The sequence below is a fragment of the Cellulomonas sp. P1_G12_2 genome (genome assembly GCF_056405535.1).
Genome location: NZ_JBFUBX010000006.1, coordinates 90,976 through 110,274 on the forward strand (window position 1 = coordinate 90,976; position 19,299 = coordinate 110,274).

At 73.1% G+C, this 19,299-nt stretch carries 22 protein-coding genes; 11 read left to right on the forward strand and 11 right to left on the reverse strand.

Annotated features, from left to right (window positions below):
- Positions 1-21 precede the first annotated feature (21 nt).
- Entirely contained in the window at positions 22-1,074 is a 1,053-nt protein-coding gene (locus tag AC1DXT_RS17340) for an NAD(P)-dependent alcohol dehydrogenase (protein WP_477062544.1), read from the forward strand.
- Positions 1,075-1,222: 148 nt separating this feature from the next.
- Here AC1DXT_RS17340 and AC1DXT_RS17345 read toward each other — a convergent pair whose 3' ends face one another.
- Positions 1,223-1,939 (reverse strand): TetR/AcrR family transcriptional regulator, encoded by a 717-nt coding sequence (locus AC1DXT_RS17345; protein WP_477062545.1) that lies wholly within the window; start codon positions 1,937-1,939, stop codon positions 1,223-1,225.
- Between the two features lie 108 nt (positions 1,940-2,047).
- Here AC1DXT_RS17345 and AC1DXT_RS17350 point away from each other — a divergent pair, with 108 nt between their 5' ends.
- The 3 genes from AC1DXT_RS17350 (at position 2,048) to AC1DXT_RS17360 (ending at position 4,861) form a co-directional block, all read left to right on the forward strand.
- A complete protein-coding gene (locus AC1DXT_RS17350; protein WP_477062546.1) occupies positions 2,048-2,779 on the forward strand; it encodes a hypothetical protein in 732 nt (243 codons plus the stop codon).
- A 148-nt stretch (positions 2,780-2,927) separates the two neighbouring features.
- Positions 2,928-3,647 (forward strand): YqjF family protein, encoded by a 720-nt coding sequence (locus tag AC1DXT_RS17355; RefSeq protein WP_477062547.1) that lies wholly within the window; start codon positions 2,928-2,930, stop codon positions 3,645-3,647.
- Between the two features lie 41 nt (positions 3,648-3,688).
- Positions 3,689-4,861, forward strand: a complete 1,173-nt coding sequence (locus AC1DXT_RS17360) for a low temperature requirement protein A (RefSeq protein ID WP_477062548.1) — start codon at positions 3,689-3,691, stop codon at positions 4,859-4,861.
- Positions 4,862-4,912: 51 nt separating this feature from the next.
- On the opposite strand, the gene AC1DXT_RS17365 is transcribed toward AC1DXT_RS17360, so the two are convergent.
- The 4 genes from AC1DXT_RS17365 to AC1DXT_RS17380 form a co-directional block, all read right to left on the reverse strand.
- On the reverse strand, positions 4,913-5,644 hold the full coding sequence (locus tag AC1DXT_RS17365; protein ID WP_477062549.1) for a PadR family transcriptional regulator: 732 nt from the start codon (positions 5,642-5,644) through the stop codon (positions 4,913-4,915).
- 136 nt (positions 5,645-5,780) lie between these two features.
- Positions 5,781-6,488, reverse strand: a complete 708-nt coding sequence (locus AC1DXT_RS17370) for an SDR family NAD(P)-dependent oxidoreductase (protein WP_477062550.1) — start codon at positions 6,486-6,488, stop codon at positions 5,781-5,783.
- A 35-nt stretch (positions 6,489-6,523) separates the two neighbouring features.
- Positions 6,524-6,916: a VOC family protein gene (locus tag AC1DXT_RS17375; protein WP_477062551.1), complete on the reverse strand. Its 393-nt coding sequence runs from the start codon at positions 6,914-6,916 to the stop codon at positions 6,524-6,526.
- The gene (locus AC1DXT_RS17380) at positions 6,913-7,203 is read right to left on the reverse strand and encodes an ArsR/SmtB family transcription factor (protein ID WP_477062552.1); all 291 of its coding nucleotides are present in this window, start codon (positions 7,201-7,203) and stop codon (positions 6,913-6,915) included. Before AC1DXT_RS17380 ends, AC1DXT_RS17375 begins: the two co-directional genes overlap by 4 nt.
- A gap of 110 nt (positions 7,204-7,313) precedes the next feature.
- Here AC1DXT_RS17380 and AC1DXT_RS17385 point away from each other — a divergent pair, with 110 nt between their 5' ends.
- The 6 genes from AC1DXT_RS17385 (at position 7,314) to AC1DXT_RS17410 (ending at position 11,307) form a co-directional block, all read left to right on the forward strand.
- Positions 7,314-7,667, forward strand: a complete 354-nt coding sequence (locus AC1DXT_RS17385; protein ID WP_477062553.1) for a YciI family protein — start codon at positions 7,314-7,316, stop codon at positions 7,665-7,667.
- Positions 7,664-8,014: a YciI family protein gene (locus AC1DXT_RS17390; RefSeq protein ID WP_477062554.1), complete on the forward strand. Its 351-nt coding sequence runs from the start codon at positions 7,664-7,666 to the stop codon at positions 8,012-8,014. The genes AC1DXT_RS17385 and AC1DXT_RS17390 overlap by 4 nt, the downstream gene beginning before the upstream one ends.
- A 79-nt stretch (positions 8,015-8,093) precedes the next feature.
- Positions 8,094-8,492, forward strand: a complete 399-nt coding sequence (locus AC1DXT_RS17395; RefSeq protein WP_477062555.1) for a YciI family protein — start codon at positions 8,094-8,096, stop codon at positions 8,490-8,492.
- Complete coding sequence (locus tag AC1DXT_RS17400) at positions 8,489-8,716, forward strand: YciI family protein (protein ID WP_477062556.1); 228 nt, start codon at positions 8,489-8,491, stop codon at positions 8,714-8,716. Before AC1DXT_RS17395 ends, AC1DXT_RS17400 begins: the two co-directional genes overlap by 4 nt.
- Complete coding sequence (locus AC1DXT_RS17405; RefSeq protein WP_477062557.1) at positions 8,713-10,239, forward strand: RNA polymerase sigma factor; 1,527 nt, start codon at positions 8,713-8,715, stop codon at positions 10,237-10,239. The genes AC1DXT_RS17400 and AC1DXT_RS17405 overlap by 4 nt, the downstream gene beginning before the upstream one ends.
- 846 nt (positions 10,240-11,085) lie before the next feature.
- Entirely contained in the window at positions 11,086-11,307 is a 222-nt protein-coding gene (locus AC1DXT_RS17410; RefSeq protein WP_477062558.1) for a hypothetical protein, read from the forward strand.
- A 110-nt stretch (positions 11,308-11,417) separates the two neighbouring features.
- Here AC1DXT_RS17410 and AC1DXT_RS17415 read toward each other — a convergent pair whose 3' ends face one another.
- Together AC1DXT_RS17415 and AC1DXT_RS17420 are read right to left on the reverse strand one after the other, a co-directional pair.
- The gene (locus AC1DXT_RS17415) at positions 11,418-12,665 is read right to left on the reverse strand and encodes an Nramp family divalent metal transporter (RefSeq protein WP_477062559.1); all 1,248 of its coding nucleotides are present in this window, start codon (positions 12,663-12,665) and stop codon (positions 11,418-11,420) included.
- A gap of 158 nt (positions 12,666-12,823) precedes the next feature.
- Positions 12,824-13,456 (reverse strand): hypothetical protein, encoded by a 633-nt coding sequence (locus tag AC1DXT_RS17420; protein ID WP_477062560.1) that lies wholly within the window; start codon positions 13,454-13,456, stop codon positions 12,824-12,826.
- A 69-nt stretch (positions 13,457-13,525) separates the two neighbouring features.
- Between AC1DXT_RS17420 and AC1DXT_RS17425 the strand changes: the two genes are divergently transcribed.
- Positions 13,526-14,635 carry an N-acetyltransferase family protein gene (locus tag AC1DXT_RS17425; RefSeq protein WP_477062561.1) on the forward strand — a complete coding sequence of 370 codons (1,110 nt, stop codon included), beginning with the start codon at positions 13,526-13,528 and terminating at the stop codon, positions 14,633-14,635.
- On the opposite strand, the gene AC1DXT_RS17430 is transcribed toward AC1DXT_RS17425, so the two are convergent.
- The 4 genes from AC1DXT_RS17430 to AC1DXT_RS17445 are packed head-to-tail and all read right to left on the reverse strand — an operon-like array spanning position 14,622 to position 19,233.
- Positions 14,622-15,428: a hypothetical protein gene (locus tag AC1DXT_RS17430; protein ID WP_477062562.1), complete on the reverse strand. Its 807-nt coding sequence runs from the start codon at positions 15,426-15,428 to the stop codon at positions 14,622-14,624. The two genes, AC1DXT_RS17425 and AC1DXT_RS17430, sit on opposite strands and share 14 nt — an antisense overlap.
- Positions 15,429-15,473: 45 nt before the next feature.
- The gene (locus AC1DXT_RS17435) at positions 15,474-16,463 is read right to left on the reverse strand and encodes an ABC transporter ATP-binding protein (RefSeq protein WP_477062563.1); all 990 of its coding nucleotides are present in this window, start codon (positions 16,461-16,463) and stop codon (positions 15,474-15,476) included.
- The gene (locus AC1DXT_RS17440; RefSeq protein WP_477062564.1) at positions 16,457-18,199 is read right to left on the reverse strand and encodes an ABC transporter permease; all 1,743 of its coding nucleotides are present in this window, start codon (positions 18,197-18,199) and stop codon (positions 16,457-16,459) included. The genes AC1DXT_RS17435 and AC1DXT_RS17440 overlap by 7 nt, the downstream gene beginning before the upstream one ends.
- Before the next feature lie 5 nt (positions 18,200-18,204).
- Entirely contained in the window at positions 18,205-19,233 is a 1,029-nt protein-coding gene (locus AC1DXT_RS17445) for a thiamine ABC transporter substrate-binding protein (protein ID WP_477062565.1), read from the reverse strand.
- Positions 19,234-19,299 lie beyond the last annotated feature (66 nt).

The window sequence follows — 19,299 nt, forward strand, 5'->3', positions numbered from 1 at the left end:
TTCGTCGCCGAGGAGTCCCCTGTGCCCCTGACCGTGCCCGCCCTGCTCACCCCCTCCGCCGGCGCCCCCTTCGAGCGCGGCACGGTCGAGCGCAGGGAGCTGGGTCCGCACGACGTGCTCCTCGACATCGCCTACGCCGGCATCTGCCACTCCGACATCCACCAGGCACGCGAGGAGTGGGGCAAGGCGAGGTTCCCCATGGTCCCCGGCCACGAGATCGCGGGCATCGTCTCCGCCGTCGGGTCCGGCGTGACCAAGCACGCGGTGGGCGACCGCGGGGGCATCGGCTGCTTCGTCGACTCCTGCCGGGAGTGCGAGATGTGCCTGGCAGGCGAGGAGCAGTTCTGCCTGACGGGCAACGTCGGCACCTACAACTCCAAGGCCTACGACGGCACCCCCACCTACGGCGGGTACTCCACGCAGATCGTGGTCGACGAGAACTACCTGCTGCGGATCCCTTCCGGAATCGCGCTGGACGTCGCCGCGCCGCTGCTCTGTGCCGGCATCACTCTCTACTCACCGCTGAAGCACTGGGGTGCCGGGCCGGGCAAGAAGGTCGCGATCGTCGGCATGGGCGGCCTCGGGCACATGGGTGTGCAGCTGGCGCACGCGCTCGGCGCCGAGGTCACCGTGCTCAGCCAGTCGCTGTCCAAGCAGGCGGACGGGCTGTCCCTGGGCGCCGACCACTACTACGCGACGAGCGACAGCCAGACGTTCCGGGACCTGCGCCGGTCGTTCGACCTGATCATCAGCACGGTCGGCGCGGACATCGACGTCGACGCGTACCTGTCGCTGCTGCGGTTCGAGGGGTCACTGGTGTTCGTCGGGCTGCCGGAGAACAAGCAGTCGTTCCGGGTGTTCTCGCTCACGGGCGCTCGTCGGAACCTGTCCGGCTCCAACATCGGCGGCATCCGCGAGACCCAGGAGATGCTCGACTTCTGCGCCGAGCACGGGATCGGCTCGATCGTGGAGACCATCACCGCCGACGACGTCGACAAGGCCTACGACCGCGTGGTCAACAGCGACGTCCGGTACCGCTTCGTCATCGACACGTCCACGATCCCGGCCGGCTGAGCAGGTCGCTCGCCCGACGAGCTCGTCGGCAGCTGCCGATCTCGTCGGGAACTGCCGATCTCGTGCGCCGCGAGACAGTGGGTTCGGCGCGAGATCGTGGGGGCGAACCCCCGCGCTCGTGCCGAACCCACGATCTCGCGTGCCGGCGTCAGGCCCGCAGGCCCAGGGTTCCGACGACCTCGCTCAGCAGCACCTCGTAGTACGCGTCGGCCGGGCTGACCAGCGGGCGGAGCTGGCCGAAGACCTCCATGACCGTGAACCCGTGCACGCGGACGAACGCGTCGACCGCCAGCGCGATCGCGGGGGCGGGCAGCGGGTAGGACTGCCGCGCGGCCAGCGCATCGAACCCGGCGGCGGTGCCGTCGTCGAGGGTCGCCGCCCGCGCGGTCAGCACCTCCTCGTCGACGAGGCCGCGCTCGTGGGCGGTCGCGAAGAGCCCCATGATCCGGCCGCCCGGCCGGACGGCGACCGCCATCGTGCGGCCCGCGGGTGCGTGGTACCCGGGCACCGGGGCGCCGAACGCGAGGCCGAACTGCGCCGGGTGCGCCACCGACCAGGCCCGGTAGGCGCGCAGCCCGGCGGCGATGGCGGCGGCGATGTCGTCGGAGTCGTGGGCGAGCGCTGCGTCGACGGCGGCGTCGACTGCGTCGGCGTGCTCCGTGAACGCCTCGACCAGGAGCTCGGTGAGCAGGTCGTCCCGGCTGTCGACGTACCGGTAGAGCGCCGACACGGCGATGTCGAGGTCGCGCGCCACCGCGCGCAGCGTGACCCCCTCGACTCCGGCCTGCTCGAGGTGCGCGCGGGCGGAGCGGAGGATCGCGTCGGTCGTCTCCTGACGACGTCGCTCGCGCACGGTGGCAGCCATCCACGCAGCATAAACGAGAACACTGTTCTTGACTTCCGGTCGACTCGCGAGAACACTGTTCACACAAGAGAGAACAGTGTTCTCGTTTCGTCCCCTCAGGAGCCTCCCATGGTCAGTGACCGCCGCACCGCCGCCTTCTCCCTCATCGCCTCCGGCACCCTCGCCCTCGTCGCCAGCATCGGCCTGAGCGTGCGGTTCGGCTGGCCCGACATCCTCGACGCCCCCGCCGCCGAGGTCCTGCCCGCGTTCGCGGAGATCGCCGGGACCGTGCAGACGCTCTTCCTGCTGCAGATGGCCGGCAGCCTCGTCCTCATCCCCGGCGTCATCGCGCTGCACCTGCTGCTCGCCCGCAGCCGCGGCACCGACGCCGCACTCCTGACCGTCACCGCGTTCGGTGTCCTCGCACCCGTCATCCAGAGCCTCGGCTGGATCCGCTGGCCGCTCGTCGTGCCCGGCCTGGCCGAGCGCTTTCTCGACCCGACCGCCTCCGCCGCGACCACGGAGGCCACCGCCGCAACCTACGAGCTGATCAACGCCTACGCCGGCGGGGCGCTCGGTGAGAACCTCGGCTGGCTGCTGCAGGGGGTGTGGGCCGTCGGGCTCGGGATCCTCGCCTGGCGCGCGGCCGACGTCGCACCCGCCTGGCTGCGTCGGACGCTGGCGATCGTCGCCGGCGCGTGGGTGGTCACGCTGGTCCCCGCGGGCTGGGTGGCCTCCGACGCGCTGACCGCGATCGGCTCGTCGATCTACTCCGTCTGGTACCTGGCTCTGCTGGTCCTCGGCGTGGCGCTGCTGCGCTCTCCGTCCCGCACGGCCGCCCCCGTCGCCACGCCCGCCTGACCCGCCGACCACAGGCAGCAGCCGACCGCCCGCGCGCAGCCCAGCTCGGCAGTTCGGGCCGAACTCGGTGGTTGCAGCTGCCGAGCTCGGCTGCAACTGCCGAGCTCGGCCGCGGGGAACCGACCCGGCGCGCGTCTACGGTGGCCACGTGGATCCCATCCAGGCCGTCGCCCCGCCGCTGACCGGGCGGGTGATCCTGTCGCAGGACTGGTTGCGGGCGAGCTTCCTGCACTGGCGGGTGCCGTCCGACGTCGTCGCGCCGCTGCTGCCCCCAGGCACGCGTCCGGACGAGTGCGACGGCTCCTCGTGGGTGGGCCTCATCGCGTTCCAGATGGCGCGGTTCACGATCGTTCCCGGCCCGGCGCTGCCGTACATCGGCGACTTCCCCGAGATCAACGTCCGGCTCTACACGGTCGACGACGACGGCCGGCGCGGGGTGCTGTTCCGGTCGCTCGAGGCGTCGCGCGTGGTGACCGTGCTCGGCGCGCGGACGGTGATGAACGTGCCGTACCAGTGGGCGCGGATGTCCATCCGGCGCGACGGCGACGCGATCGACTACCGGTCGACCCGCCTGACCGGCACGCGACCGTCGTCGCACCTCGTGGTCCGGCCGTCGTCGGAGCCTGTCACCGACGACCCGCTGGCCGACTTCCTCACCGCGCGCTGGGGCATGCACACCGTGCTGCGGGGAAGGACGCGGTTCGTGCCCAACGAGCACGAGCCGTGGCCGCTGCGGCGGGCGTCGGTGGTGTCGCTGGACGACGAGCTGGTCGCCGCCGGCGGGCTGCCGGGCGTCACCGACCGCGCGCCGGACTCGGTGCTCTACTCGCCGGGGGTGCACGCCCGGTTCGCGATGCCACTCGCCTGAACCCCTCGCACGCGGGGCTCGGAGTCCGGCAGGGTAGGCCCGTGATCCGACGCCTCGGCCTGCGGACCTCCGACGAGGGGCACCGCGTCACGACGTTCGAGCTCTTCTTCGACCTGGTGTACGTCTTCGCGTTCACGCAGGTCAGTCACTTGATGGCCGAGACCCACTCTGGGCTCGGCGTGCTCCAGGCGCTGATCGTGCTCGGTCTGCTCTGGTGGACGTGGACGTCCTACAGCTGGCTCGCCAACCAGTCTCCCGCGGACCAGGGCGTCCTCCGCGTGGGGATGGCGGTCGCGATGGCCGCGATCTTCGTCGCCACCCTGGCCGTCCCCGAGTCGTTCGAGGACCTGCCCGGCGGGCTGGACGGGCCGCTCGTGCTCGTCGTCGCGTACGCCGTCGTCCGGGTGGTGCACGCCTCGTTGTACCTGGTCGCGGGCGCAGGCGACCGGGCGCTGCAGCGGCAGGTGGTGCTGACACAGTTCGTCGCGATGCTGCCGTCGATCGTCCTGCTGGTGGTCGGCGCGCTCGTCGGTCAGCCCGCGCAGACCTGGATCTGGCTCGGCGCCCTGGTCTGGGACGTGGGGCTGACGCTCCTGACGGGCTGGGGCGGCGACTGGCGGCTGCACTCCCCGGCGCACTGGGCCGAGCGGTACGGCCTGGTCGTCATCCTGGCCCTGGGCGAGTCGGTCGTCGCGATCGGCGTAGGCGCCTCGCGCCTGCCGATCGGCGCACCAGTGATCGCCGGCGCCGCCCTGTGCATCGCGCTCGCGCTCGTCCTGTGGTGGGTCTACTTCCTACGGTCCGCCGACGGCCCCGAGCACGCCCTCGCGCGGCTCGACGGGGTCCCCCGGGCCGAGTACGCGACGCTCGCGTACACCTACCTGCACTACGTGCTGATCGCGGGGGTGGTCGTCGCGGCCCTCGGGGTCGAGGAGGCGATGGCGGACGTGGGGTCGTCCGAGGCGTTCGGCGCGTTCGGGGCAGCGGCGCTCGCCGGTGGCGTCGCCACGTACCTCGTCGGAACCGCCGTGTTCCTGCGCTCCGCCGGGTCGGGCTGGCCGGTCGCCCGGCTGGTCGGCGCAGCGCTCACCCTCGCGCTGGTCCCGGTGCTCGCGGCCGTCCCCGCGCTCGGCGCGCTGGCCGCCGTGACCGTCGTCGGGTTCGGGTGGGCGGCCGCGGAGCTCCGGACGCCGGTCGTTGCACTGTCGTCGTGACGCGACGAGGCACCCCCGCCATCGCGGGGGTGCCTCGTCGGGATGCGGAGGTCAGTCCTCCGGGGTGGGCGCGGGCGACGCCTCGCCGGCCAGGATCAGGTACAGGTCCCGGCGCGCGCGGTCGAGGACCTCGAGCGCCTTCGTCGCCTGCTCGTCCGTGCCGGTGCGGGCGACCTGGTGGGCCGCCGCGCCGAGCGCCTCGAGCGCACCGCGCAGCGCGCGCCCCGGAGAGGCGGGCCGGTTCGCGGCGTCCTCCCAGGGGCTGCCGAGCTGCTCGGCGTTCTCGGTGACGTAGGTGCCGCCCGCCTCGGTGAGCGTGGCCATCTTGCGGCCGGACTCGGCGGTGATCGCCACCAGGCCCTCGTCCTCGAGCAGGTTGAGCGCCGGGTAGATGGCACCGGGGCTGGGCCGCCACGTGCCGCCCGACCGCTCGCCGATCTGCTGGATCAGCTGGTAGCCGTGCATGGGCTCCTCGGCGAGGAGCAGCAGGATCGCGGCGCGGATGTCACCGCGGCCGGCGCGACGGCCGGGGCCGCGGCCACCGGGACCGCCGAAGCCGCGCGGCCCGCCCGGGCCGAAGCCAGGGCCGAAGCCGCGGCCGTGGTGCTCGTGCGGGAAGGCGCCGCGGGGTCCGCCGCGCCGGGGGTCGAAGCCCTCCTCGTAGGGGGCCTCGGGGAAGTCGCCGCGGCGGCGACGGTTGCGGCCGCGCGAGGCGGTCGGGTCGATGGTGTCGAACGAGGGGCCGGCGAAGCGGCCGTCGGGGTGGGAGTGGGGGTGTCGCATGGGATGTCTCCTTGAGGATGTGGTCCGCCGGCCGGTGCGGCCCTGACGCGGATCCGGGAGGTCTCTCGATCTCGACCGGATGACTCAAAGATATATCGTCGATAGATCTTTGACAACCCCTAGCGATACATCGGTCTCAGAGCCGCGCCAGCACCGCCCCACCGTGCACCCCGAGGACCTGGCCGGTCGTCCACCCGCCGTCCGGCGACGCCAGGTAGGCGACCGCCGCCGCGATCTCGTCGACCGTCCCCGGCCGGCCCATCGGCACGCGTGCCAGACGGCGCTGGTACTCGGCATCGTCCAGGCGCCCCGCCCAGAACTCGGTGTCCGGCACGAACCCGGGCGCGACGGCGTTCACCGCGATCCCGTCGGCGGCCACCGCAGCGGCCGTGCCGGTCACCCAGGAGTTGATCGCCGCCTTGGCCGCACCGTACGAGCCGGCCCCCCGCAGCGCGGCCACCGAGCTCATCGCGATGATCCGCCCGCCCGGCCGCGGCATCGCCGGCAGCAGCGCCTCCCCCAGCAGCACGGTCGTGAGCACGTTGAGCCGGAACTCCTCGGTCCACAGCTGCGCGGTCGCCGCCAGGTYGTCGCCCGCCGGCTCCAGCGAGCCGCCCGCGTTGAGCACCAGCACGTCGACCGACCCCAGCCTGTCCGCGAGCGCCTGGACCTCCGCCGGCTCGCGCAGGTCGGCCACCTCGACGCGCATCGCGCCGGCCGCCGCCTCCTCGAGCACCTCGCGGCGCCGCCCGACGATCACCACGTCGTCCCCGTCGGCCGCCAGCCGCCGCGCCACCGCGCGCCCGATTCCCGTCCCACCGCCCGTCACCACCGCCGTCCTCATCGGCCCACCGAAGCACCTCGGCGGYGGCCTGTCGATCAGGTGGTCTGCGCCAGCTGGACCAGGTTGCCGCAGGTGTCGTCGAGCGTCGCGACGATCACCGGTCCCATGTCCGTCGGCGGCTGCACGAACCGCACGCCGAGGGCAGTGAGCCGCGCGTACTCGGCGGCGAGGTCGTCCACCCCGAACGACGCAGCCGGGATCCCGTCCTCGACCAGCGCCGCCTTGTACGGGCCGACCGCGGGGTGGCTGCTGGGCTCGAGGAGCAGCTCAACCCCGTCCGGGGCCGCCGGCGACACCACGGTCAGCCAGCGGTCGTCGCCGCCGAGCGGGATGTCGTTCTTCGGCACGAATCCGAGCACGCTCGTGTAGAAGTCAAGGGCCTTGCTCTGGTCGTCGACGAACACGCTGGTCACGGTGAGGCGGATCATGAGGGCTCTCCTTGGTCGGGGGCGGGCCAGCGCGCGGTGATCTCGCGCAGGGGCCCGGTGTCGAGGTGGTGGAACTTGTAGCGGCCCTCGCGGCGGACCGTGACGAGCCCGGCCTCCTGCAGCACGTCGAGGTGCTGCGAGACGGCCTGCCGCGTGGACCCGAGCCCGTGCCGCATGGTCAGCCGGGTGCACAGCTCGAACAGCGACTGCCCGTCACGGTCCTGGAGCTCGTCGAGGATCGCGCGGCGCGTGGCATCGGCGAGGGCCTTGTAGATGTCTGCTGCCACGCCTCCTGTATAGGCAAGCCCACACTTGCCTGTCAAGAGCTGTCGATTTCCGGAACCCTCGCGCGTCATCACCTCGACCGGCACAGTGGACGCATGAGGGAGAGGGCGACATGACCGACCGATGGATGGTCCTGCTGTGGGGCGATGAGGCGTTCTGGGAGAACGCGTCCCCCGAGGTCCGCGACCGCATCATGGCCGAGCACCAGGCGTACTCGGACGCGTGCGACGAGCGCGGCTACACGATCCTGGGCGGCGAGGAGCTGGGCTTCTCCAAGAACGCGGTCACGGTGCGCCCCGACGGGTCCATCACCGAGGGCCCGTTCGCGGAGCTGGCCGAGCACCTCGGTGGCTACTACGTCATCGAGACCGACGACGTGCAGGGACTGGCCCAGCTGACGGGAAAGCTCCTCCTGACCGACGGCGGCGGCGCCGAGCTGCGCCCCGTGATCGTGCACGAGTCATGAGCACGCAGACGTTCCTCGTCCTGATCTACGCGGACGAAGGCGACTGGGACGCGGCCGACGAGGCGACCAAGGCCGAGTACTACCGGCAGCACGGCGACTACGACGACCAGGCCGCCGACTTCGGCGTGACGTTCCTGGCCGGCGAGGCGCTCCAGTCCGTCACGACCGCCGTCACCCTGCGCCGCACGGGCGAGGACGCGGAGATCACCGACGGCCCGTTCGCGGAGACTGCCGAACAGCTGGGCGGCTTCTACCTGGTCACGGCGCCGGACCGGGAGTCGGTGCTCAAGCACGCCATGCTGCTGCCCGAGTACACGATCGAGGTCCGCGAGATCATGCCGATGTGATCTGTCGATCCCTCCGCCGCCCGCGCGTCATCGGGGCAGCGGGACGCACCAGGCGTCCTCCCACCTCCTAGGAGATGACATGGCCGAGTTCACCGTGGTGCTCTACCGCGACGACGCGCACGACGCGCAGCTGACGGACGAGGAACGCGATCGCGCGTGGGCGGCCCACCTCGGCTTCCAGCAGCACTGCGCCGAGCAGGGCTGGGAGATCGTGACGACGCGCGCCCTCGGCGCGGCGGTCCGGGGTCGGTCGCTGCGGTCCGACGGCCGCGCCGGGGTGGTCGTCACCGACGGCCCCTACGCCGAGACGGCGGAGCAGGTCGCGGGCTTCTACCTGGTCGCCCGCACGCAGCTCGACGCGCTGACCGAGGCCGTCGCCGCCCTGGTGCTCAACGGCGAGTCCGTCGAGATCCGGCCGACCGTGCGGTTCGTCGACGGCGTCCCCGTGGACGGGGTCGACGCGGTCTCGGCCTCGTGAGGTTCGTCGTCCTCGCGTTCGGCTCCGCAGAGCTGCGCGCCGGCATCAGACTGGGGTCCGTGGACACGGCGACGTCGGTGCAGGACCGCGGCCTGCGGGACGGCACGTTCGAGGGGCCGGCGTCGGCGCTCACCGGCCTCCAGGTGGTCGAGGCGTCGGACCTCGACGCGGTGCTGGAGACCCTGCCCGCGACCGGCACGTTCGAGGTGCGACCCGCTTGGTGACCACCCTCGACACCGCCCTGGCCGACGCCTGGCAGGCCCACTGGTCCCGCCTGATCGGCCTGCTCATCGGCCAGTTCGCGCGCCCCGACCTGGCGGAGGACGCCGTCTCCGACGCGTTCGAGTCGGCCGCGCGGCACTGGCCGGTGGACGGGGTGCCGACGAACACCGGCGCGTGGCTGCTCACGGCCGCGCGCCGCCGAGTCCTCGACCGCCTGCGCTCGGAGGCGGTGCAGCGCCGGAAGGAGCCGTTGATGGTGGTCGACGACGAGATGCGTGCCGCCGCCGCGGCCGTCGTCGACCCCGGCGCCCACGTGGCCGACGAGCAGCTCCGGCTGATCTTCGCCTGCTGCCACCCCGCGATCGCACCCGACGACCGCGTCGCCCTGACCCTCCGGTTCGTCGTCGGCCTCACCACCGCCGAGATCGGTCGTCTCCTGCTCGTCCAGGAAGCGACCATGGCCGCCCGGCTGACCCGCGCGAAGAAGCGGCTGGCCTCCTCGGGCATCCCCTTCGCGACGCCCCCGGCCGCTCGGCTGGACGAGCGGCTCGACGTCGTCGCGACCGTCGTCTACCTCGCCTTCACGTCCGGGTACCACCCCGGCGAGGGCGCGGTCCCGCTGCGCGTCGACCTCGGCGACGAGGCGATCCGCCTGCTGCGCGTGCTGGACGACCTGCTGCCCGGACGCGCCGTGGTCCGCTCCCTGCTCGCGCTGCTGCTCCTGCAGCACTCCCGCCGCGACACCCGTCTGGACGCCGCCGGGGCGCTGGTCCTGCTCCCCGACCAGGACCGCTCCCGCTGGCACCGCGACGAGATCGCCGAGGGGGTCGCACTGCTGGAGTCGCTGACCGCGGGTGTCGCCTCTGCTGGCGCGGACGGCCGCTCGGCGCCTGCGGCTGGCGACATCGCCACGGCGCCCGCGGGGGGTGGCACCGCCACCGCGCCCGCGGGGGGTGGCATCGCGGCGGCGCCTGCGGAGGGTGGCATCGCCACGGCCCCTACGGGTGGCGGCATCGCCGCGCCGCCTGCGGCTGCCGGCATCGCCACCGCGCCTGCGGGGGGCGCGGCCACGCCGACCGGACCGGCCTCGAGGACGCACGCGTCACCGCTCGCCGACGCGCCAGCCCCAGGGCACCAGACCCGTCTCGCGACCGAGTACCGCCTCCAGGCCCTCATCGCGGCCGAGCACGCGACCGCCCCCACCTCGGCGGACACCCGCTGGTCCGTCATCGCCGACCTCTACGCCCAGCTCGAGGCCCTCACCGGCTCGCCGGTCGTCCGCCTGGCCCGTGCGGTGGCGGTGTCGGAGGCGTCGGGCCCGGAGGCCGGCCTGCAGCTCCTGGAGGGCCTCGACGACGCCCTCCCCCGCCACCACCGAGTCCCCGCAGTCCGCGCCGAGCTCCTGACCCGCGCCGGCCACCGCTCGGCAGCCGCCGACGCCTACCGAGCAGCCCTGTCGCTRGTCACCAACCCCACAGAACGCGCCCACCTGCAGACGCGCCTGGCCGCCCTGGACGAGGCCTGACCTGACCACTCCAGCTCGCCGATCCGCGCCAGATCGTGGGTTCAGCACGAGATCGTGGGTGCGAACCGACGGACTCGAGTCGAACGCACRATCTCGTCGAGCCGCCCACTGCCCCGCGCTGTGGCGGGGAGCTCACCAGCGTCGCGTCAGGGCGCCCGCGTGACCGCCAGGGAGTCGACGATCCTGCCGTGCCACGCCGCCCTGGATCCCCACCGCCAGTCGCGCCGGCTCGCCCGGCCGTTCACCTGGCGCGCGACTTCCCCCGACACGTCGTCGCCAGGCAGGTGGCCGAGAAGCACTGGCGGCGCGTCGGGCGAGGCATCTACGTCCCGACGACGGAGGCGACCGACAAGCGGGCCGACGCCCTCGCCCGGATCGTCGGCCTGCATGCCCGACTGACTGCAGACACCTGCTTCAGCCACACCTCCGCAGCGGTGTTGCTCGGACTGCCGCTGTGGGATGTCGGCCCGGTCACCCACGTCTTCCAGCGCTCGTCGGCAAGCCAAGAGCACTCGTCCGAGGTGGTCAGGCACACCCCGTTCCCTCAGGAGGAGGACATCACCGTGCTCGGCGGTATCCCCGCGACGATTCTGGGCCGGACGGCGTGGGACTGCGCGGCGACTCTGCGGCCGCTGGGAGGTCTGGTCGTCGCCGACGCTGCGCTCCGCGCTGGGGCGAACAAGGCCGAGCTCGAGGGTCGCGCCGCGGCTGCCGCCGGCCGACGTGGCTCTGCCCGCGCACGAGCGATCCTTCGCCTCGCAGACGATGGCGCCGAGTCGGCTTGGGAGACCGCGTGCCGGTTCACGCTCCTGCGCGCGGGCCTGCCTGGGCTGGGAGCAGTGGCGCGTGCTTCTCGAGTACGACGGGCGGTCCAAGTACTCAGGGCGGGAGGCCGACGAGTTCATCCGGGAGAAGAGGCGGCACGACGCCATCGTCGAGGAGGGCTGGCGGATGATCCACGTCATGCGGGACGACGTCCGACGTCCGAGTTCGCTCCTCGGACGAGTCGCCGGCCTGCTGCCCGCCTCGGTGACCGCCGGTCTGCGCCCTCGCCGTGAGCTCCGCTGACGGACACCGGCGGCGTGAACTCGTGGCTTCAGCGCGAGATCGTGAGTGCGAACCCACGATCCGGCTCCGAAGCCACGAACTCGCGCAACCGGGGYCGCGGCGGGTCCGGGTCAGCCCAGCAGGAGCAGGGCCAGCAGGGTCACGTTCAGGGCCACCACCAGCACCACCACCAGCACCAGGGTGGCGTGCAGCCAGGGGCCGTTGCGGTGGGGGCCCATCACCGCGCGGGAGCGGGTCAGGGCGACCAGGGGGATGACCGCGAAGGGGATGCCGAAACTCAGCACCACCTGCGAGAGGACCAGGGTCCAGGTGGCGTCGGCGCCGACGGCCAGGAGCACGATCGCGGGGATCAGGGTGACCACGCGGCGGACCAGCAGGGGGATCCGGCGGTGGATCAGCCCCTCCATGATCGTCGCGCCCGCGTAGGCGCCGACCGAGGTCGAGGCCAGGCCGGACGCCAGCAGGCCGATGGCGAACGCGATGCCGATGCCGATGCCGAGCGCGGCGACGATGGCGTCGTAGGCGCCCGGGATCGAGTCGGTGCCGGGGACTCCGCGCAGGCCGGACGCGGCCAGCAGCAGGAGGCCGATGTTCACGATGCCGGCGACCACCAGCGCGGCGCCGACGTCCCACCGGGTCGAGCGCAGCAGGTGGGTGAGCGCAGGCCCGGAGTGCCGACCGTGGCGGTCCCGGACCAGCGCCGAGTGCACGTAGATCGCGTGCGGCATGACCGTCGCGCCGAGCATCGAGGCGGCGAGCAGCACCGAGTCGGTGCCGTCGAAGCGCGGGACCAGACCGGACAGGACGCCGCGGGCGTCGGGCGGCGACACGAACAGCCCGGCCAGGAATCCGATGCTGATGACGGCGAGCAGCGCGACGATCACGTGCTCGAAGCGCCGCTGCCCGTATCGGTTCTGCGTGGCGAGCAGGAGCATCGACACGACGCCGACGATCAGCCCGCCGAGCGGCAGCGGGACCCCGAACAGGAGGTTCAGGGCGATCGCGCCGCCGACCACCTCGGCGATGTCGGTGGCCGCCGCGACCACCTCGGCCTGCACCCAGAACGCCAGCCGCGGCCCGCGCCGCATGCGCTGGCCGAGCACTCCCGGCAGCGAGTCGCCGGTGACGAGCCCGAGCTTGGCGGACTGGTACTGGACGAGCACGGCCATCGCGTTCGCCGCGACGAGCACCCACAGCAGGAGGTAGCCGTAGCGGGCTCCGGCGGTGAGGTTCGCGGCGACGTTTCCGGGGTCGACGTACGCGATCGCGGCGACGAACGCCGGTCCGAGCAGCAGCGGGGCGCGACGACGCCGTGGCGTCCCGACCTGGACGGCGTCGTCCGTCGCGCTGCTGACCATGCTCCACCTCAGAAAGTTCGGTCTACCGAACTCATGCTAGCGGACGCACGGAACCTCAGGCGCAACGACATGGCGGGGCGCGCACGCCGGCCCGTCACGCGGCCGTCGGCACCCTTGCGCTCCCAGCCGTCGGCGGTGAGAGCGCGCACGCCGGCCCGTCACGCAGCCGTCGGCACCTCGCGCTCCCAGCCGTCGGCGGTGGGCCGGAAGCCGACGCGTTCCAGGTACGCGCGCGCCTCGCTCGCGGGCGAGCCGCCCACCACCAGCCGGCGGAACCCGTGCGAGGCGAACACCCCGCTGTCCCGGTACACGAACTCCCCCGGCGTGAAGTCCCGGTACCGCGGCGTCACGTAGTCGAGGTCCACGCGCCCGACCCCGTCACCGGCGGACCGCACCACGACCGCACCGACCAGCTCGTCGCCGCGGACCACGACGAACGACGCCGACGGCGCGGGGTCGGCGGCGCTGAACCCCGGGTGGAACCGGGCGATGTCGGGGGCGTGCGACTCCAGCAGGTGCTGCAGGACGGCGTCGTCGGAGGGCACCTCGAGCACCCCGTACACCAGGGCGTCGTGGCGCTCCCGCTGCAGCCGGACCAGCCAGTAGACGTCGATGATCGCGATGACTCCGTTCATCACCGCGAACGGCCAGATCTCGATCACCACGTTGTACGCCGTGGCGATCACGGCGCCCACGAGGTTGATCACCCGGAAGCGCAGCACCCTGGCCTGCGTGAGCGAGATGATGACCAGCAACGAGCCGATCCAGCCGACGATCTCCCACCACACCATCCGGCGAGCCTAGCGACGTCCAGGAAAAGGTCTCGCCAGCGCGGTGCCGACGGGCGGATCGTGGACGGCATGACGACGTGGTCGATCCGCGAGGTACCGGTGTCCGAGACGCCGGACGCGCCCGAGGCGTGGCTGCTGCACGGCTACACCGGAGCGATGAACGACGGCCTCCTCCACGCGTGGGGCAACCGGGACTTCGAGCGCACGGCCACCGAGATCCTGGGGTCGATGCACGACCAGAGGTACGACCGGAAGCCCCGCCTGGTCGCGGTGGCCGACGACGCGCGCGACACCCCGGACCCGGACCGTGTCCTGGGCTACGCGATGATCAACCTCCCGCAGCAGGACAACACCCACACCGGTCACGTGGAGGTCGGCGTCCGCCCGGACCACCGCCGCCAGGGCGTCGGGTCGTCGCTCTTCGACGCGGCTCTCGCGCTGGTCCGCGACGCCGGCCGGACGCAGGTCACGGCCTCCACCGACCAGCAGGTCGAGCCGCCCGAGGGTCCCGGCACGCTCGCCGCGACGACCGGCGTCGGCCGGGTGGCGATCGACGCCGACGGCCCCCGGTTCCTGCGCAAGCGCGGCTTCGCCCTCGAGCAGGTCGAGCGGTACTCGGTGTTCGACCTGCCCTTCGACCCGGACCTCATGGCGAAGCAGCGCGCGGAGGCGGAGGCGCACGCCGGCCCCGACTACCGCCTGGTGACCTGGCAGAGCCACGTGCCGGAGGAGTGGATCGACTCGTACGCGCTGCTGAACACGCGGATGAGCACGGACGCGCCGCTGGGTGGGCTCGACCTCGAGGAGGACGTCTGGGACGCGGAGCGGATCCGCACCTACGAGAGGCAGTACGACGAGCGCGGGCTGGAGCTGCTGGTGCTCGCCGCCGAGCACGTCCCGACGCACACGCTCGCGGCGTTCACCTGCTTCATGGCGGTCCCGAACAGCGACGAGTTCGTGCACCAGGACGACACCCTCGTGCTCAAGGAGCACCGCGGGAAGCGCCTCGGGATGCTCGTCAAGACGGCCAACCTGCAGCGGCTCGCGGCGGAGCGGCCGTCGGTCCGGCGCGTCGGCACGTGGAACGCCGAGGAGAACTCCTACATGCTCGGCATCAACGTGGCGCTCGGGTTCCGGCCGGCCGGTGGCTCCGGGGAGTGGCAGCTCAAGCTGAGCTGACGTGGGCAGTGCTGGTCTGAGAGTGCGGCACCGACTGCTGCCACCAGCCGGACCAGCGCTGCTCCACCTCGGCGAGCGTGGCGTCGTCGAGCCCGTAGGTGGACAGGATCGCGTCGACGCTGCCGTGGGGCGGGGAGCTGCCTGCGGGCGTCTCCATCACCACCAGGAACGACTCGGTGATCCCGTGCAGCCGCAGGCCGACCTGCAGGGGCGTCCGGTAGATCAGGGTGCCGCCGAGCAGGGTCCCGTCGGGACGCCGGGCCTGGACGTGACCGCCGACGGGCACCCCGTGGATCCCCATCAGGCCGGCCCGGTCGAGCAGCCGGTTCCCCCGCTCGCCCGCGTCGAGGCCGAAGACGCTCAGGGTCCGACGGTCCTGGTCGGGGTGGATGGTGAGCGCGAACTGCAGCTGGTGCGCGAACGCGATCCAGCCCTCGTCGATCTCGTCGCGCACCCCGTCGAAGAGGGCGAGGCCCTGGTGGCTGCGCCGCGTGACGGTCACGTGCGTGCGGTGCGGCTGGTGCGCGGCGGTGCGCAAGGTGAGCCTGTCGTGCGTCGGCAGGGTGAGCGCGTGGATGGTCTCGTCGCCGATGACGTCCTGGGACTCGAGGGCGCCGTCGACGAACAGCTGCCGGATCTCGGCGTCGAGTCCCGGGTGGTCCCACCCGTACCAGCGGCGTACCAGCGCCGGATCCCGCAGGTACGGCCAGACCTTCCCCAGCGACAGGGGGATGTCGACCGACACGACCTCACGGAGCTCCAGCGTCATCGCCATCACCTCGGTGCTCGCCACCAGACCGGACACTCCGACCGTAGCCCGACGCGACCACAACCGCGATCAGTCGTCGAGGACCGCCATCGCGTCCGGCTCGACGCCCAGCTCCACGACGTCCCCCGCCGACCACCGACCACCGACGGGCCCCAGCGCGGTGACCACGCCGATGCCGTCGACCTCGACCCGGACCTCCGACCGGCCGCGGCGCGACGAGACGCCGCGGACCGTCCCCTTGGCCACGCCGGACCGTCCGACGACGAACGCACCCTCCGCCAGCGCCAGCGTCGCCGACGACGCCGGGGCACCGACGGCCTCGCGCAGGGGCGCCGCGGCGGGGCTGTCCAGCGGGACGAACGCCTCGTAGCCGAGGAACGACGCGACCTCGCGCGAGGCCGGCCGGCTCCAGAGGTCCGCGGGCGCGTCGACCTGGAGCAGCTTCCCGGCCGACATGACGGCCACCCGGTCGGCGACCGCGAAGGCCTCGTCCTGGTCGTGCGTGACGAACACGGCGGTGGTGCCGGTGGCGACGAGGGCCGCCCGCAGGTCGACGGCGAGGCGCTCGCGCAGGGCGCGGTCGAGGGCGGACAGCGGCTCGTCGAGCAGGAGCAGCCGCGGGGCGGGCGCGAGGGCGCGAGCAAGGGCAACCCGCTGCCGTTCCCCGCCCGACAGGGTCGCGACACCGCGGGACTCGTAGCCGCCCAGGCCGACGAGCTCGAGCAGCTCCGCCACGCGCTCTGCGGACCGCGCCGGCAGGCCGTACGCGACGTTCCCGCCGACGGTCCGGTGCGCGAAGAGCTGCCCGTCCTGGAACATCAGCCCGAACCCGCGCCGGTGCACGGGCAGCCCCGCGACAGAGACGCCGTCCCACGCGACCGTGCCGCCGGCGAGCGGCTCGAGCCCCGCGACCGCGCGCAGCAGTGACGACTTCCCGCAGCCGGACGGCCCGAGCAGGGCGACGACCGAGCCCGTCGGCACGTCGAGCGACACCCCGTCGACCGCGGCGACCGTGCCGTACCGGACGACGACGTCCCGCAGGGTCAGACCGTTCACCACCACTCACCTCCCGCGCCGGGCGCGCGCAGCCGTTCGCAGAGTGCCACGATCCCCGCCGTGAGCAGCGCGAGCACCACGGACGCGGCGAGCGCCATGCCGTACGACTCGGGGCCCGGCCGCCCGATGAGCCGGAAGATCACCACCGGCAGCGTCGGCCTGTCCGGGCGGGCGAGGAAGGACGTGGCGCCGAACTCCCCCAGCGAGGCGGCGAACGCGAACCCGATCGCGAGGCCGAGGGACCGGGTGGCGATCGACAGGTCGACCGTCCGCAGCACCCGACCGGGCGCGGCGCCGAGGGTGGCGGCCGCCTCGCGCAGCCGGGGGTCGATGGCCCGGAGCACAGGCAGGACCGTCCGCACGACCAGGGGCACGGCGACGACCGCCTGCGCGACCGGCACCAGCAGCGGGCTGGTCCGCAGGTCCACCGGCAGCCCGAACGGGTGGTGCATCGACAGCAGGAACCCGAACCCGACGGTCACGGCGGACACCCCGAGGGGGAGCATGAACAGCGCGTCCAGGCCGACCACCGCGCGCCGCCCGATCGCTCGGCGCGGTCGTCGCGACACGACGAGCGCGACCAGCCCGCCGACCACGAGGGCGATCACCGTGGCGTCCAGCGCGACCCGCAGCGAGTTCAGCGTGGCCTGCCAGACGGTCACCGTCAGCGCCCCGCCGGTGGTGCCGAGCGCGGTGTAGTGGTCCAGCCCCCAGCCGGCGTCGGTCCGCAGCGACCGGACCACGAGGTTGACCAGCGGGAGGGCGAGCAGCAGGACGACCAGCGCCGTGACCGCGGTCGCGACGAGGGTCAGCGCGTGCCCGTCGCCGGCCGGCATGCCCATGGGCCGACGCAGCCGCAGCGGACGCACCGACGCCTCCGGATGGGTGAGCGCCAGCGCCCGCTCGCGCCGCGACCGCGCCCGGCCGGCGAGCGTCAGCGCGACGGCGACGACCACCAGCTGCACGACCGACAGCACGGCCGCGGCCCGCAGGTCGAGGAACTGCGTCGTCTGCACCCAGATCTCGGTCTCGATGGTGCCGAACTGCAGCCCGCCGAGCACCAGCACGGTGCCGAACGCGGTCGCGCAGTAGAGGAAGGTCAGGGAGGCGGCGGACGCGATCGCGGGGGTGAGCGCGGGGAGCGTCACGGTCCGGAACGCCCGCCACGGCGAGGCGCCCAGCGCGCGCGCCGCCTGCTCGGCCCGGGGGTCCAGCCGCTCCCAGAGCCCGCCGACCGCGCGCACGACGACCGCGTAGTTGAAGAACACGAGGGCGGCGACGATGGCGACGAACGTGCCGTCCAGGTGCAGGAAGCCGAGCGGCCCGCCGCTGACCAGCAGCGACCGGAACGCGACACCGACCACGACGGTCGGCAGGACGAACGGCACGGTCACGAACGCCCGCACCAGGGCACGACCGCGGAACGTGTGCCGGTAGAGCACGTACGCGCCGGGCACGCCGAGCGCGACCGACAGCAGGGTCCCCAAGGACGCCTGCGCGACCGTCAGCCCGATGATCCGCCAGGTCCGCGGGCGAGAGAACACGTCCGCGAACCCGCTGAGGTCCAGGCGCCCGTCGACGACGAACCCCTTTGCGATCATCTCGACCACGGGCCACGCGAAGAACAGCCCGAGGAACACGAGCGGCACCGCGACCGCCAGCGCCCAGAACGCGACGACGCGCGACCGTCCCGACCCCACCGCGGAGGGGGCGTCGGGACGGTCGAGCGTCAGGGTCATCGCGGTCAGCCGATCACCGTGTCCGACCACTCGGTCAGCCACGCCTCACGGTTCTCGGTGATCTCGGCCGGGTCGACGTCGAACGGGTCGGTGGCCAGCGGTGCGAATGCCGCCCACTCCTCGGGGAGCGTCGCGGTCGGGCTCGCGGGGTACATGTACATGGACAGCGGGATGTCGTTCTGGACCTCGTCGGTGCGCAGGAAGTCGAGCAGCTGCTGCGCACCCGTCGGGTTGGCCGCGCCGGCCAGCACGCCCGCGTACTCGGTCTGCCGGAAGCAGGTGTCCAGCAGCGCACCGGTGGTCGGCGCCGTCCCACCCTCGGGCACGGTGTACGGCGGCGACGACGCGTAGGACAGGACGATCGGCCGCGGGCCGTCGGCGCCCCCGCCGGAGAAGTCCGTGTAGTAGGCGTCGGACCAGCCGTCGGCCACCTTGACCCCGTTGTCCCGGAGCGCCGACCAGTATTCCTGCCAGCCGTCCGCACCGAACGCCCCGACGGTGGCCAGCAGGAACGCGAGCCCGGGCGACGACGTCACCGCGTTGGGGACCACGAGCAGGTCCTTGTACTCCGGCTTGGCCAGGTCCTCGAGGGTCACCGGCTCGGCCAGTCCCTTCGCGGCGAACCAGGAGTGGTCCACGTTGATGCACACGTCGCCGTAGTCGATCGGGACCAGCGCGTCCTCGAACACGCCCTCGGCGTCGGTGGTCGTGGGCGCGACGACGCCCTCGTCGACGGCTCGGGACGCGAACGTGTTGTCGATGCCGAACACGATGTCGCCCAGCGGTGCGTCCTTGGTGAGCACGAGCTGGTTGACCAGCGTGCCGCCGTCGCCCGGCTGGACCACGTCGACGGTCAGCCCGGTCTGCTCCTCGAAGTCGGCGAGGATGCCGTCCGAGAGCGCGAACGAGTCGTGCGTGACGAGGGTGACGGTCCCGCCGGACGCGCTGGGGCTCGGCTCGTCGGACCCGATGGCCGAGCAGCCGGCCAGAGCCGCGACAGCGGCGAGAACAAGGAGCGAGTGGATCCTCGCCATGGGTGATGCTCCTCCTCGATAGCAAAAGGAGGGGGTCGCCGCGATCAGCCGGGTGGCCGATCACGA